The 12,891-nt window shown below is 63.3% G+C and carries 13 protein-coding genes; 6 read left to right on the top strand and 7 right to left on the bottom strand.

The window, feature by feature from the left end; translation table 11 throughout:
• Positions 1–41: 41 nt before the first annotated feature.
• Positions 42–800: an SDR family NAD(P)-dependent oxidoreductase gene (locus BLT86_RS02040; protein WP_017677691.1), complete on the bottom strand. Its 759-nt coding sequence runs from the start codon at positions 798–800 to the stop codon at positions 42–44.
• A 120-nt stretch (positions 801–920) separates the two neighbouring features.
• On the opposite strand from BLT86_RS02040, the gene BLT86_RS02035 reads away from it, so the two are divergent.
• Positions 921–1,826 (top strand): LysR family transcriptional regulator, encoded by a 906-nt coding sequence (locus BLT86_RS02035; protein WP_017677692.1) that lies wholly within the window; start codon positions 921–923, stop codon positions 1,824–1,826.
• 43 nt (positions 1,827–1,869) lie between these two features.
• Here BLT86_RS02035 and BLT86_RS02030 read toward each other — a convergent pair whose 3' ends face one another.
• A complete protein-coding gene (locus BLT86_RS02030) occupies positions 1,870–2,295 on the bottom strand; it encodes a 3-isopropylmalate dehydratase large subunit (protein WP_017677693.1) in 426 nt (141 codons plus the stop codon).
• Between the two features lie 184 nt (positions 2,296–2,479).
• Between BLT86_RS02030 and BLT86_RS02025 the strand changes: the two genes are divergently transcribed.
• Complete coding sequence (locus BLT86_RS02025; protein ID WP_017677694.1) at positions 2,480–2,746, top strand: DUF2790 domain-containing protein; 267 nt, start codon at positions 2,480–2,482, stop codon at positions 2,744–2,746.
• Positions 2,747–2,799: 53 nt separating this feature from the next.
• Here BLT86_RS02025 and BLT86_RS02020 read toward each other — a convergent pair whose 3' ends face one another.
• Positions 2,800–3,237 (bottom strand): HIT family protein, encoded by a 438-nt coding sequence (locus tag BLT86_RS02020; protein WP_017677695.1) that lies wholly within the window; start codon positions 3,235–3,237, stop codon positions 2,800–2,802.
• A 175-nt stretch (positions 3,238–3,412) separates the two neighbouring features.
• On the opposite strand from BLT86_RS02020, the gene BLT86_RS02015 reads away from it, so the two are divergent.
• Positions 3,413–4,114, top strand: a complete 702-nt coding sequence (locus BLT86_RS02015) for a glutathione S-transferase N-terminal domain-containing protein (protein WP_017677696.1) — start codon at positions 3,413–3,415, stop codon at positions 4,112–4,114.
• 60 nt (positions 4,115–4,174) lie between these two features.
• Here BLT86_RS02015 and BLT86_RS02010 read toward each other — a convergent pair whose 3' ends face one another.
• The gene (locus BLT86_RS02010; protein WP_026088640.1) at positions 4,175–5,485 is read right to left on the bottom strand and encodes an NTP/NDP exchange transporter; all 1,311 of its coding nucleotides are present in this window, start codon (positions 5,483–5,485) and stop codon (positions 4,175–4,177) included.
• 46 nt (positions 5,486–5,531) lie between these two features.
• Positions 5,532–6,581 (bottom strand): SDR family oxidoreductase, encoded by a 1,050-nt coding sequence (locus BLT86_RS02005; RefSeq protein ID WP_017677698.1) that lies wholly within the window; start codon positions 6,579–6,581, stop codon positions 5,532–5,534.
• Between the two features lie 289 nt (positions 6,582–6,870).
• On the opposite strand from BLT86_RS02005, the gene BLT86_RS02000 reads away from it, so the two are divergent.
• From BLT86_RS02000 to BLT86_RS01990, 3 genes are all read left to right on the top strand, one after another.
• Positions 6,871–7,794 (top strand): LysR family transcriptional regulator, encoded by a 924-nt coding sequence (locus tag BLT86_RS02000; RefSeq protein ID WP_026088641.1) that lies wholly within the window; start codon positions 6,871–6,873, stop codon positions 7,792–7,794.
• A gap of 75 nt (positions 7,795–7,869) precedes the next feature.
• On the top strand, positions 7,870–9,069 hold the full coding sequence (locus tag BLT86_RS01995; protein WP_017677700.1) for an MFS transporter: 1,200 nt from the start codon (positions 7,870–7,872) through the stop codon (positions 9,067–9,069).
• Positions 9,070–9,135: 66 nt separating this feature from the next.
• Positions 9,136–9,693: a COG3904 family protein gene (locus BLT86_RS01990; protein ID WP_026088642.1), complete on the top strand. Its 558-nt coding sequence runs from the start codon at positions 9,136–9,138 to the stop codon at positions 9,691–9,693.
• Between the two features lie 938 nt (positions 9,694–10,631).
• Here the strand turns inward: BLT86_RS01990 and BLT86_RS01980 are convergent.
• Positions 10,632–11,933 (bottom strand): SLC13 family permease, encoded by a 1,302-nt coding sequence (locus BLT86_RS01980; RefSeq protein WP_092374372.1) that lies wholly within the window; start codon positions 11,931–11,933, stop codon positions 10,632–10,634.
• Positions 11,934–11,970: 37 nt separating this feature from the next.
• Positions 11,971–12,801, bottom strand: a complete 831-nt coding sequence (locus BLT86_RS01975; RefSeq protein ID WP_092374369.1) for an amidohydrolase family protein — start codon at positions 12,799–12,801, stop codon at positions 11,971–11,973.
• Positions 12,802–12,891 lie beyond the last annotated feature (90 nt).

Genomic DNA, 12,891 nt, shown 5'->3' with positions numbered 1-12,891 from the left:
ACCGCCACAGCCGGTGCCGTCGGGAACTGCCGCTCAGGCTCTCAGAGAAACATCCCGCCTGACGCCTCGATACGCTGACCATTGATCCAGCGGCCAGCATCGCTCAGCAACAGCGCGAAAGCTGCGCCGATATCATCGGGCAAGCCGACCCGCCCCAGTGCCGTATTGCCGGCGATAAAGGCATTGACCTCAGCATTGTCGCGGACCACGCCATGGCCGAAGTCGGTCTCGATGGCGCCGGGAGCCAGTACATTCACGCTTATGCCGCGCGGACCCAGTTCCTTGGCCAGATAGCGCGTCCACACTTCGACGCCACCTTTCATCGCCGCATAGGCGCTGTAACCCGGCAAGCTGAAACGGGCCAAGCCGGTAGAGACATTGATGATCCGGCCGCCGTCGACCATCAGCGGCAGCAGGCGCTGGGTGAGAAAGAATGGGCCCTTGAGCTGGATGTTCATCAGTTCGTCGAACTGCTGCTCAGTGGTTTCGCTGAAGGCGGCATGGATGCCGATACCGGCGTTATTGATCAGGAAATCGAAACGCTCAGCCGCGAAGGTCTCACGCAAACCAACCGCCACACGTTCGGCGAATGCGGCAAAGCTGCTGCTGTCGCTGACATCCAATTGCAGCATCAGCGCTCGGCCACCCTGCGCTTCGATCTCGTGGGCCAACTGCTGCGCGTCATCCGCCTGGCTGCGATAGGTGCCTATGATATCCACGCCTTGAGCAGCCAGATGTTTAGCCGCACTGCGGCCGAGGCCACGGCTGGCGCCTGTGATGAGTGCGATTTTGCGAGTCATGGTGAATCTCCTGTGATGGGTGATGAAGTTCAATCACAGGTTATTGATCGATCAGATACTGATAAATCCAGAAAAACCGGAAATACTGATCGCCACGAGCGAACAATCTGGGCCGCCATCATGAACAAGCTGGAGCTGCTGCGTACCTTTCAACGTGTCACCGAACTGAGCAGTTTTACCCAGGCCGCCGAAAGTCTGGGCTTGCCGCGCTCGACGGTGTCTGAGCAGGTGCGTGACCTGGAACGCCTGGTCGATGCCCGTCTGTTGCACCGCACCACCCGACGGGTGCGTCCGACCCAGGACGGCCAGGCGCTGTACGAACGCGCCCGTGAAGTGCTGGCACAGATGGACGAGCTGGAGAACCTGTTCCGCCAGGATGCCGGCGCACTGAGCGGGCGCCTGCGAGTGGATATGCCAACGGAAATAGCCAGGCGTCTGGTGGCGCCACGCCTGGATGAATTTCTCGCGCAACATCCGGCATTGGAGATCGAACTAGGCTGCAGTGACCGCCGCGTAGACCCACTGCGCGAAGGTTTCGATTGCGTGCTGCGCATTGGCGCCATCGACGACGATAGCCTGGTAGCGCGACCACTGGGCCAGCTGTCCATGGTCAACTGTGCCAGCCCGGCTTATCTGGCCGAGCATGGAACGCCCGAAAACCTGGACGACCTCAGCGGGCACAGCCTGATCCACTACGTGACCGCCTTTGGCACACGCCCAGACGGTTTCGAATATCAACGTGACGGCAAGCTGCAGCAATTGCCCATGAGTGGCCGGATAACGGTGAACAATATCGACGCGTACCACGGGGCCTGCATCGGCGGTCTGGGCATCATCCAGGCGCCGCTGATCGGCATGCGCACGCATTTGCAGAGTGGGAGTCTGTGTCGCTTGCTGGACGATTGGGTCGCGCCGCCCATGCCAGTGCATCTGCTGCACCCGCACGGGCGTCATCTGCCGCGACGGGTGCGCGCCTTCATGAACTGGCTGGAAACGCTGCTGGCCGATGAGGTTGATCGCCAGTGAAGCATTTGCGCAGGGTCACCGACCCGCAACCGCTCTCACCGAATCAGGGCTTGTCCGGGCGGATATCGAAGCCACCCTTGTTCTGGCTGACGATGCGCAGGTGCTGGATCTCCCCACTTTTCACCGGCACCGCCACCTCCCGCAGCAGGCGGCCCATGCCGCACAGGGTGTCGTCCATACGATCCGGGGTGATGCCGACCACGCGCGTGCCGGGCGGCACCTGAAAGGTCGCGACCTCGCCGACGCCGATGCGTGCAGCGACCTTGCGATCCACCTCGATGGCCACGAAGCAGCCGCCTCCCATCACCCCGAAGTCGCGATTGACCACGATCTGCGCACTGTTCGTCTGCGCCTCCTGAAAGGCCAACAGGCGATCTTCCGGTACCGGTTTGATGTACTCGGGGTCGCCCCGAAACGATGAACAACCGGCCAGCAGCAACAGCGGTAGAGCGATGAGGATCGAGCGCATGAAGCCCTCCGTGGGCAGATGAATGCCGCCTGAGTATTGGCCTTGGCGAGCCTGTGGGCAAGATATCGATGACAGCGATTTTCGCTAGCACAAGCATCGATTTCTGTAATGAAGGGCGCAGTGTTTTCATCTCTCTCGAACCCAGCGCCACCTAAATCGGCGCAACTAATCGGAGACTACCCAGATGAAATTCGCAGCCCTCAACGCCACCCTCATCGCCGCTTTCGCCCCCATGGCCTTCGCCAGCGAGAAAGCACCTGCCAGCTCCAAAGTGGAAGTGCAGGAATACCAGTACGGCATGCAGCTGGACATCGACCAGGTTCTGCAGCGCACCGACAACAGCCGCAAGAGCGGTGTAGTGCCCAGCGTCATGGTCTACCGCGACAGCCAGGGCGAAGTGCACGCCGTGCGTTTCGTCGAGTGGGGCGGGCTGAGCAACCAGAACGGCTAACCCACAGGTTGCCTGATGCCCCGGCCGAGTCACTCGTCCGGGGCAATACCGCTTCAGCCCTGCAGGCGTTTGACCAGACGTGCCTGCAGCGCTTCCAGCTCGGCCGGGTCGGCCTTGGTGGCCGCGTGAATACCCAGCCCCTCGCCCTCGAAGCGCGGGATCACGTGCATGTGGATATGAAACACCGTCTGCCCGGCAGGCGCGCCGTTGAACTGTGCCACCTGCACACCAGCGGGTTGCAGTTCGTCGACGACTGCCTGAGTGACCTTCTTCACCACGGCCATGACCTTGGCCAGGCTGGCGTCGTCGATTTCCAGGATATTGCGCGCAGCAGCGCGCTTGGGAATCACCAGGCTGTGGCCCCTGGATTGCGGGAATAGATCGAGGAAGGCCAGCACATCGTCGTCCTCGTAGAGTTTGTAGCAGGGCAAGTCGCCACGAATGATAAGGGCGAAGATGTTCTGGGAATCGTAAGTACCGTGCAGGCTCATGCCGATGGGTTCCGTGCCGGGTGGATGAAAAACCCACCATACCGCCTCGCTCGCACGCAGGGAACCAGGCAGGATTGCTTGAGTCGATGACTACTAGCAGCTGGATCGATTTCCTGCGCCCCAGCCACTCGTGTTCTGATCGCCTCTTCTTCGGCCCATTCGACATGGAACCCACATGACCGACCTCAGCCCCTTCCACATCACCCGTAAATGGCCCGCCCAGCATCCCGAGCGCCTGCAGCTGTATTCGCTGCCCACGCCCAATGGGGTCAAGGCCTCGATCATGCTGGAAGAAATCGGCCTACCCTACGAACCGCACCTGGTCGACTTTGCCAGCGACGATCAATTCAGCCCCGAGTTTCTCTCGCTGGCGCCGAACAACAAGATTCCCGCCATCCTCGATCCCGATGGACCCAATGGCCATCCGCTGGCGCTGTTCGAGTCCGGGGCAATTCTGATCTACCTCGCGGAAAAGACCGGCAAGCTGCTGCCACAGGACGCCGCTGCCCGCTACGAGACGATTCAATGGCTGATGTGGCAGATGGGTGGCCTGGGACCGATGTTCGGCCAGCTCGGTTTCTTCCACAAATTTGCTGGTGCCGAGTACGAGGACAAACGCCCGCGTGACCGCTACGTGGCCGAATCCGCGCGCCTGCTTGGCGTACTCGATCAGCGTCTGCAAGGCCGCGACTGGATCATGGGCGAGTACAGCATTGCCGATATCGCCGTGCTGCCCTGGGTGCGCTGCCTGGTGGACTTCTACAAGGCCGGTGACCTGGTGCAGTTCGAACGCTTCACCAACGTGCAACGCGTGCTCGATGCCTTCCTCGCCCGCCCGGCGGTGCAGCGCGGGCTGAACATTCCCGCGCGCGGCTGATGATGTTGCGGGAGTCGGCCACCGACTCCCGCATCGCTGCAACGGCAGGGTTGCACTGAGCTAGCTGGTCACCACCAACTGCTGCTCGGCACTACGCTGATCGGCCTGCCCGCCCAGGTACCAACCGAGCAATCCCCACAGCGCCGCACAGGCAGCGCCCACCAATGCCACCAGCCAGGCGCCCTGAGCCAGCATGTCGAGCAGGCTCTTGAGCCAGCCACTCATGGCATCGCCCGCGCGATAGACCACTGTGTCGATGAAGTTCTTCGCCTTGTACTTGCTCTCGGCATCCAACGGCGCGAAGAGCATTTCCCGTCCTGGCCGCACGAAGGCGTATTCACCGATACGGCGCACGATCATCAGCGCCGCCAGCATGGCGAAGGTCGGCATCAATGCCAGACCGATGAAGCCGACACACACCAGTAGCGGCACGCAGGCCAGCAACACCCGCACCCCCATACGCCGCGCGACACGCCCAGTGATGAACAACTGGGCAATCAGCGCGCCGGCCTGCACCACGAAGTCGATCACGCCGAACACCCGCACCTGATCGGCGCGATCCGGGAACAGCTCGGCCACCAGGCGGGCCTGCTCGAAATAGAGAAAGGTGCTGGCCGTCGCCAGCAGGATGACGAAACCGGCGATGCCAAACAGGTAGGGCGAAGACAGCACACGCATCAGGCCACTGAACGGATTGCCCGGCACCGGGCGCCGCGGGCTTTCCGCCCGCACGGCACCGGCACGCCCCGCGCCACCCTCCTCGCGCCAGCGCATCAGCACCTGCTTGAGCGACAGCGCCACGGCCAGCAGCACCGCAGCCAGCAGAATCAGCCCACTCTGCCCCAGCGTGCTCACCAACAAGGCACTCAACGCCGGGCCGACCAGGCCTCCAACGCTGGCACCGGCGGCGATGAAGGCGAACAGGCGCTTGGCCTGCTCGCTGTCGAACACGTCGGCCATCAGGCTCCATGCCACCGAGACGACGAACAGGTTATAGACCGAAATCCACACATAGAAGCTGCGCGCCAGCCACACACTCTCTTCAGCACTGAAGAACAACAGGGCAAACAACGCCAGATTCAGGGTGAAGAAGCCATACACCCAGTCGATGAAGTGAATCCGCGGTACCCGTGAACTCAGCCAGGCGAACAACGGCACCGCGATCAACATCACCACGAAGGTGGCGGTGAACAGCCATTGCAGGTTCTCCACCCCCGAGACGATGCCCATCGCCTCGCGGATCGGCCGCAGCATGAAGTAGCCCGAGAACAGGCAGAAGAACAGGGTGAAACCGGCCAGCGCCGGCCACAGCTCGTTGCGCTGCGCGTTGATGGCCACGGCCACGCGCTGCGCCATCGTTGACGATGACATGCGAAATTCCTCGAAAGGGCGCGCCGGTACAGCGCGCCGGCATGACTCAGCCGTACCTGACGCCCGTCAGGCGCTCGGCCACCGACCACAGGCGCGCCGCATCATCGGCATCCGCCGCAGCCTCCGGCACCTTGGCCAGGCCCAATGGGCCGCGTTTTTCCTCTTCGCCGGTCGGCCCGTAGTAGCGCCCGCCCTCGGCCTCGGCAGCCGTCGCCGCGAACAGCGACGACAGCGCACCCTGCGCCGCCGAGTGATAGACATCGCGATCCTTCGCCCACTGCTGAGCGAACTCGCTTTCCAGTCCTGGCCCGCGCTCGACCAGTTCGGTAACGGCGACGCCAGGGTGCGCGGCGACGCTGCGCACGCCCCAGCCATTGGCCAGGCTGCGCCGCTGCAGCTCGAAGGCCATCATCAGACAGGCCAGTTTCGACTGCGCGTAGGCGGCGTAGGGGTTGTAGTTGTTCTCCGACTGCAGGTCATCGAAGTTGATACGGCCACGGTTCACGGCGATGCTCGCCAGTGTCACCACGCGCGGGTCGGGCGACTTGCGCAGTGATGGCAGGAGCAAGCCAGTGAGCGCGAAATGGCCGAGGAAGTTGGTTGCCAGCTGCATCTCGAAACCATCACGAGATACGCCGCGCTGAGGCGGCGCCATGATCGCGGCGTTGTTGATCAGCACGTCCAATACCTCGCCTTCGGCGTTCAGGCGCTGGGCCAGGCTGCGTACCGAAGCCAGGTCGGCCAGATCCAGCTGTTCGAAACGCACCCGCGCATCGGGTACCTGAGCACGAATACGTTCGATGCTCTCGGCGCCACGCTGTGCATTGCGCGCGGCGATGATCACCTGCGCCCCAGCCCCGCTCAGGGCCAGGGCGTCCTCGAAGCCCATACCACTGGTGCCGCCGGTGACCAGCATGCGCTTGCCGGTCAGCGCCGGCATGTCGCTCGCCTGCCACCCCGGTGTGGTACTGGCCCAGGCGAATGTCGGCATCCCGCCCAACACCCCGTGCAAGGCCAGGCTACCGCCCACGACACCAAACAGTTTCAGGGCATCTCGACGCGAATGGCCTCGCCCCACAGCATTCTTCTTGTCCATCGGCTGATTCCTCGTGTCCGTTGACTCGATGCGCCAGACCAGGCGCACGTACAGGACATAGGGTGCAGGCAGATGGCACGTACGATAAGCCGTCCAAAGCCGAACAGCGCATACGGTCAGGCGGACAGTTACCAGGTGTTTCGCAGACGCGAACCCGGATGCAATCCGGAATCGTTGATATACATTCCCGGATTGCATCCGGGCTACATCCCAGAAAGCGCCCTCAGGATTGGCAAAGCGGCCGCTGCGCCGCATTATCGGACCCTTCGTCATCGCCCAGTCGACGCCCATGCGCCAACCAAATCTATCCGACGTCGCTCTGTTCGCTGCCGTGGTCGAGGCCGGTGGCTTTCGCGTCGCAGCGCAACGCCGCGGCATGTCGGCCTCGTCGCTGAGCGATTGCGTGCGCCGCCTGGAAAAGGAACTGGACGTGCGCCTGCTCAACCGCACCACCCGCGGCCTGACGCCGACGGAAATCGGCGCACGCCTGCTGGAACGTCTGCGCCCCGCGCTGGACGAGATCAACACGGCGCTCAACGACCTACAGGAAGATCCACAGAACCCGGTCGGCTCACTGCGCCTGCATGTGCCCGGCGTGATCGCGCGGCACATCCTGCCGCAGCTGCTGGACGGTTTTCTCGCTCGCTACCCTGGCATCGCGCTGGAAGTGAACATGGACAACACCTTCATCGACGTCATCGGCGCCGGTTACGACGCCGGCATTCGCTACGAGGAAAGCCTGGCCAAGGACATGATCGCCATCCCTATCGGGCCGCGTCGGCAGTGTTTCATGGCAGTGGCGGCGCCCAGCTATCTGCAGCGCCATGGCACGCCGCAACACCCCAGCGAACTGAGCGAGCATCGCCTGCTCGGCTACCGCTTCGCCAGTGGCAAGCTCGGCGTGTGGGAGTTCGAACAGGAGGGACGCACCCTGCGTATCGCCCCCGAGGGCCGCCTGGTCAGCTCGTCGCAGGATCTGCTGATCGCTGCAGCCTGCGCCGGTCACGGCATTCTCTACACCTTCGAGGAGTACATCGCGGCGCCCCTGGCCAGCGGCCAGCTGCAACCCTTCATGCAGGACTGGTGGCAACACTTCGACGGGCCGTACCTGTACTACCACAGCAGGCGTCACGTACCGGCGCCGCTGCGTGCCTTCGTCGACCACGTGAAGGCCCTGAACGACTCCGGCCATCCATCTCCAAGCCCGAAATAGAGCGGTGGCCAATACCCAAGCAAGGCGCTGGGAGATTATAATTGCGCGCTTGCTTCTCGCCCCTCCAGGTCTCTCATGAACAGTTCTGCATCCGACGCCGCGACGAGTCTGTCGCCGGGCGCGATCCTTCTCATTCAACTCGCTCTGGCCCTCGGCGGCTTCGCCATCGGCACCGGCGAGTTCGCCATCATGGGCCTGATGCCCAACGTCGCCGCCGATCTTGGCGTCAGCGAGCCGCAGGTCGGCCATGTGATCAGCGCCTACGCCCTCGGCGTGGTGGTCGGTGCACCGGTGCTGGCCCTGCTCGGCGCCCGCCTGCCAAGGCGCATCCTGCTTCTGCTGCTGATGGGCTGCTTCGCCCTCGGCAACTTCGCCAGCGCTCTGGCACCGAGCTACGAGCCGCTGCTGCTCTTCCGCTTCATCGCCGGCCTGCCGCATGGCGCCTACTTCGGTATCGCCATGCTGGTGGCTGCCTCCATGGCGCCGCCGCACAAGCGCGCCAAGGCGGTGAGCCGGGTGCTGGCCGGCCTGACCGTGGCCATCCTGATCGGTAACCCGCTGGCCACCTGGCTCGGCCAGTTCATGAGCTGGCGCTACGCCTTCGCCCTGGTCGGCATCATCGCCATCATCACCATCGCCATGGTGGCGATCTTCCTCCCGGCCGACCCGCACGAGCAGCGCAGCAGCCCCTTGGGTGAACTGCGCGCCTTTAACCGCGCACCGATCTGGCTGGCACTGGGCATCGGCTCCATCGGTTTCGCCGGGATGTTCTGCGTATTCAGCTACATGGCGCCCACATTGCTCCACGTCACCCAGGTCGGCCCCGGCTGGATTCCCCTGGCCATGGGCGTGTTCGGCGCCGGCTGCATCGTCGGCAACAGTGCCGGCGGCTGGCTGTTCGACCGCCTGCGCCTGCGCGCCGTGGCCTGGATTCTGGCCTGGAGTACGCTGGTGCTGCTGGCCTTCCCCTTCGCCGCGCACAGCCTGTGGACCATCCTGCCGGCGATCTTCGCCCTCGGCACGATGATCGCCCTCGGCCCGGCCCTGCAGACCCATCTGATGGACGTCGCCACGGGCGCGCAGACACTCGCCGCCGCATCCAATCACGCCGCGTTCAACGTCGCCAACGCCCTCGGCCCCTGGCTCGGCGGCCTGGCCATCAGCGCCGGCATGGGCTGGACCGTGACCGGCTACATCGGCGCGGCCACCGCCATCGGCGGCCTGCTGCTGTTCGCCTGGGCCTGGAAGGTGCAGCACAAAGACGGGCCAATCTGACAGATGCGGGATAGTGCGCCGGCAGGTATCGTCTACCTCCCGAGCCACTATCGCGTAACCCGCCCGATGATTGCCCAGCGTTTACGATTCGCCCTGCTCGCCACCACCCTGTTCACCGCGCTGACCGCCCACGCACAAGTGGAAGTCGAAGCTAACGCCGGCCTGCTGGCGGTGAAGATTTCCGAAGAGATCGTTCCGGGCGATTACGAGAAGCTGCTGGCTGGCTTGCGCGCCAAGCCGGGCAAGCACAAGCGCAAGGTCGTGCTGCTCGACAGCATCGGCGGCAGCGCCCCGGAAGCCATCCGCATGGGCCGCTTGCTACGGGAAACCGGCTTCGAGGCGCTGGTACCTTCCGGCGGCCTGTGCCAGGGCAGTTGCATCTACCTGCTCGCTGCCGGCACCAAGCGCACCATCAACGGCCACGTTGCCCTGCGCCGTCCCCCCTTCCCCGCTGGTGACTCGGCGCTGGCACAGGCCGCCCATGGCAGCCAGCCGTTCAGCCCGGCCAGGTACTTTCGTGACATGGGTGTCGACGTAGGCCTGGCGGAAGACATCTATCAGGTCGCGCCAGGGCGCTTGCGTCTGCTGAGCCAGGATGATTTGCGAAACTATCGGCTGAAATAGCGATACCCGCTGAAGTGAAGCAAGCCCCAGCATCACGCGATGCCGGGGCTTTCTTCAGGTTCTTCGCATTCTCGCGGGGGGATACGCATGGCACCGGGCTGGCAAGTTTGTGTGCGTGCCGCTTACTGACTTAGCACTATCCATTAGTGCGTGCGCTGAACGTTTGGGTTGCGCCCCTTACGGGCGCCACACCTTGATTCGCTGCGCTCACCCTTCGGGCCAGCCTGCGGCTGTTACTGCGCTGCGCTACGTTTCTTTGCTTGCCCAAGAAAGGTGTGCCAAAGAAGGGCACCCGGCATTTTAATTCCAGTCAGTTAAGCGTCGATGCTGCGAATGGGTAGGAGTGGCGCCCCGCCGCGAACCAAGTCGATGCGCAATTGAAAAGCTTCGCCCCGAGGCGGGGCTCCTACAAAGGGCTGCTTTGGCAACCTGATCTGATCGGCATTACCCTGCCTCCGGGTTTTGCTGCGCGAAATTCCCCACGCCCCGATGCTGCTCCGGGGGCCGGGGCGCGAGCTTGCATAATCTTTGCGGAATTGAAGTTGGCGGCGTCTGGCCTTTGCCCTTGCTCTTCAACTGCGATCTCACAGACGACGCCCAAATCCCCTTCAGGAGGCCGAGTGGAATCGCCACGTAAGGGGTTGAGCGACATGGATGTCGCGAGAGCTGCGATGGGCCAGGGATGGCCCTTCGCAGCGTGCCCCTGGAGTGGTGATGGAACGAGGGAACCCCGGCGCAGCCGGGGCCGTATGTAGGGGTGTGTTTCTTTGCTTACTTTCTTTGCACAAGCAAAGAAAGTGAGTCGCCCGTAAGGGGCGAAACCCATCAGATCAGACGACACGCTAACGGATAGTGCCAAGCCATCGACAGCTAACACGTAATTGCCAGTCCGGTATCAACCCGCACTTTCCCCAAACTATGCGAAGAACCTTTTCTCATCAGAACAGGAAGGTCAGCGCCAGGTTGAACAGCATGGCGGCGACGAAACCGATGGGCGCGGCGCGTAGCAGCAGTTGCGAGAACAGGGTCGAGCGCACCTTGTCGTCCGTGCAGGAGCCCAGCAGTAGGCTGCCGCCGGAAGAGAACGGCGAGATCGAGGTGGCCTGGGCACCTACGACGATGGCGATGAAGATGATCATCGGATCGATCGACATCGACGCCGACAGCGGCAGCACCATCGGGAACAGCGCCGGCGCCACCACGCCGAGCGTACTGGCGAAAATCGACATCAATGCAGCCACCACACCGAAGGCCACCGGGATCATCAGCGGCGGGATGTTGCCACTGATCCAGGACGCCAGGGAGTCGATGGCGCCGGCCTTGATCGCGACGGTAATCAGCATGCCGACACCACAGATCATGATCAGCGTGGCCCAGGGTACGGAGGCGATAGCCTTGCGCTCGTCACCGAGCTTGAGCAGCAGTGCGATCACCGAGAACACGCTGGCAATCAGGCCGATATCCACCTTGCTGTTGATGAACCTGACCGTGGCGTTGTCCGGAAAGGCCAGCAGCGCCAGCGGTGCAGCGAGCACCAGCACCATCATCAGCACGGTCAGCAGCAGGGTCAGTTTCTGCTCACGGTTGAAGGCCTCCGGTAGATCGGCGGCGAGCACCGCATTCTTCAGGTTGCGGCCATGACCACCGAGGAAGACGAAGGCGGAAATCACCAGCACCGGAATGATCGCCGTGCTGGCGAAGATCGCCAGGGCGTTGACGAAGGCTTCGCTCTCGGGCATGCCCGCGCTGGTCATCAGACCGCGGAAGATAATGCCGCTCTGGCTGGAAACGAAGTTCGCCCCGGCCAATGCGCCGTAGTTCACCGCCATGCCGCCGAGAATCAGGCTCATGCCGGTGCGCTGGCACAGCAACAGGGTCAGCGACGCCATGAAGGCCAGTACGGTGTAGTAACCGGCGCCCATGCCGGCGATCACGCTACCGGTGACGAAGATCGCGTACGGCAGCAGGTGTGGCACGCCACGGCAGCGATACAGCAGATGCCCGGCGAGTTTTCCCAGGGTGCCGTTGACGGTGGCGAAGCTGTAGAACAGGCAGACCGAGAAGATCACGAAGAAAATCTTCAGCGGCCACATGTTGATGATGTCGCCCGGGCTCAGGCCCATGCCGAAGCAGCCCAGCAGGTAGGCGAAGGCAATGGCGAACAGGCCGATGTTGATCTTGGTGGTGTACCCCAACGCGACGGCGAGGACGATCGCGGCGACGACGAGCAGGCTCATCATGATTTGATTCCTTTTGTTGTTCTGATGTGAGCGACGGTTACGCCGAGGCGAAACCGAACAGAGTTGCGGGGTTGTCCACCAGAACGCGACGGCGCTCCTCGGGGTTGGGCAGCAGGGCCTCGAGCAGCACGAACTGCTGATCGTAACGGGTCTGCGACTCGAACTGAGTGTTGGGCCAGTCACTGCCCCAGAGGAATTGCCCTACTCCACCGCAGGCTTCACGCAGGCGCGCTTCGATGGCCTGGGCACGGGCCTGATCGGACTGGCTGCGATAGGCCGCCGACAGCTTGATCCACACCGGCGCCTGGTCGAGCAGATCGAAGAAAGCGTCATGCTTCGGATCGTCCAGCTGCACGCTCGGTGCCGGCAGGCCGAAATGATCGATCACCAGGGTGACGCCTGACTCGAGGATCGCCGGCACGATCAGCGCCAGGTCGTCGAAACCACGCTGGATCTCCACCTGCCATCCGCGTCGCGCCAGGCGGCGGAACAGGCCGTTCCAGGCCGGGCCGGTGTAGTCCTCCAGCACCTTGCCGATCAGGTTCAGGCGTATGCCCACCACACCCGCGGCGGCCAATTCGTCCAGCTCGGCATCGCTGACCTGCGCGTCGACCACCGCGACGCCACGCAAACGCTGCGGGAAACGCTGCAACGCCGCGACCATGTAGTGGTTGTCGGTGCCGAGAAAGCTCGGCTGGATCAGTACCCCGTGGGACAGCGCACAAGCGTCCAGGTGGGCCAGGTACTGCTCCACGCTGGCGTCATAGCTGGGGCTGTAGCGGCGGCCGGGAACCATGGGCAGGTCCTGGCGGAAGATGTGCGCGTGGGTGTCGATGCCGGTGATTGCGGCATAAGGCATGGGCGTCACGAAGCGATACCTCTGTCGTTTTTTGTACGAGCCGCCGGTACGAGCGACTCCTTTTTGTAGAACATATATTCATATATATGATTAGATGAC

The organism is Pseudomonas sihuiensis (assembly GCF_900106015.1).
Lineage (GTDB): Bacteria > Pseudomonadota > Gammaproteobacteria > Pseudomonadales > Pseudomonadaceae > Aquipseudomonas > Aquipseudomonas sihuiensis.
This window is presented reverse-complemented; position numbering and strand designations above follow the sequence as displayed.

Bases quoted from the DNA above. Each gene is read 5' to 3' on its own strand.
- BLT86_RS02040 (WP_017677691.1), bottom strand. From the start codon at position 800: ATGACTCGCAAAATCGCACTCATCACAGGCGCCAGCCGTGGCCTCGGC.
- BLT86_RS02035 (WP_017677692.1), top strand. From the start codon at position 921: ATGAACAAGCTGGAGCTGCTGCGTACCTTTCAACGTGTCACCGAACTG.
- BLT86_RS02030 (WP_017677693.1), bottom strand. From the start codon at position 2,295: ATGCGCTCGATCCTCATCGCTCTACCGCTGTTGCTGCTGGCCGGTTGT.
- BLT86_RS02025 (WP_017677694.1), top strand. From the start codon at position 2,480: ATGAAATTCGCAGCCCTCAACGCCACCCTCATCGCCGCTTTCGCCCCC.
- BLT86_RS02020 (WP_017677695.1), bottom strand. From the start codon at position 3,237: ATGAGCCTGCACGGTACTTACGATTCCCAGAACATCTTCGCCCTTATC.
- BLT86_RS02015 (WP_017677696.1), top strand. From the start codon at position 3,413: ATGACCGACCTCAGCCCCTTCCACATCACCCGTAAATGGCCCGCCCAG.
- BLT86_RS02010 (WP_026088640.1), bottom strand. From the start codon at position 5,485: ATGTCATCGTCAACGATGGCGCAGCGCGTGGCCGTGGCCATCAACGCG.
- BLT86_RS02005 (WP_017677698.1), bottom strand. From the start codon at position 6,581: ATGGACAAGAAGAATGCTGTGGGGCGAGGCCATTCGCGTCGAGATGCC.
- BLT86_RS02000 (WP_026088641.1), top strand. From the start codon at position 6,871: ATGCGCCAACCAAATCTATCCGACGTCGCTCTGTTCGCTGCCGTGGTC.
- BLT86_RS01995 (WP_017677700.1), top strand. From the start codon at position 7,870: ATGAACAGTTCTGCATCCGACGCCGCGACGAGTCTGTCGCCGGGCGCG.
- BLT86_RS01990 (WP_026088642.1), top strand. From the start codon at position 9,136: ATGATTGCCCAGCGTTTACGATTCGCCCTGCTCGCCACCACCCTGTTC.
- BLT86_RS01980 (WP_092374372.1), bottom strand. From the start codon at position 11,933: ATGATGAGCCTGCTCGTCGTCGCCGCGATCGTCCTCGCCGTCGCGTTG.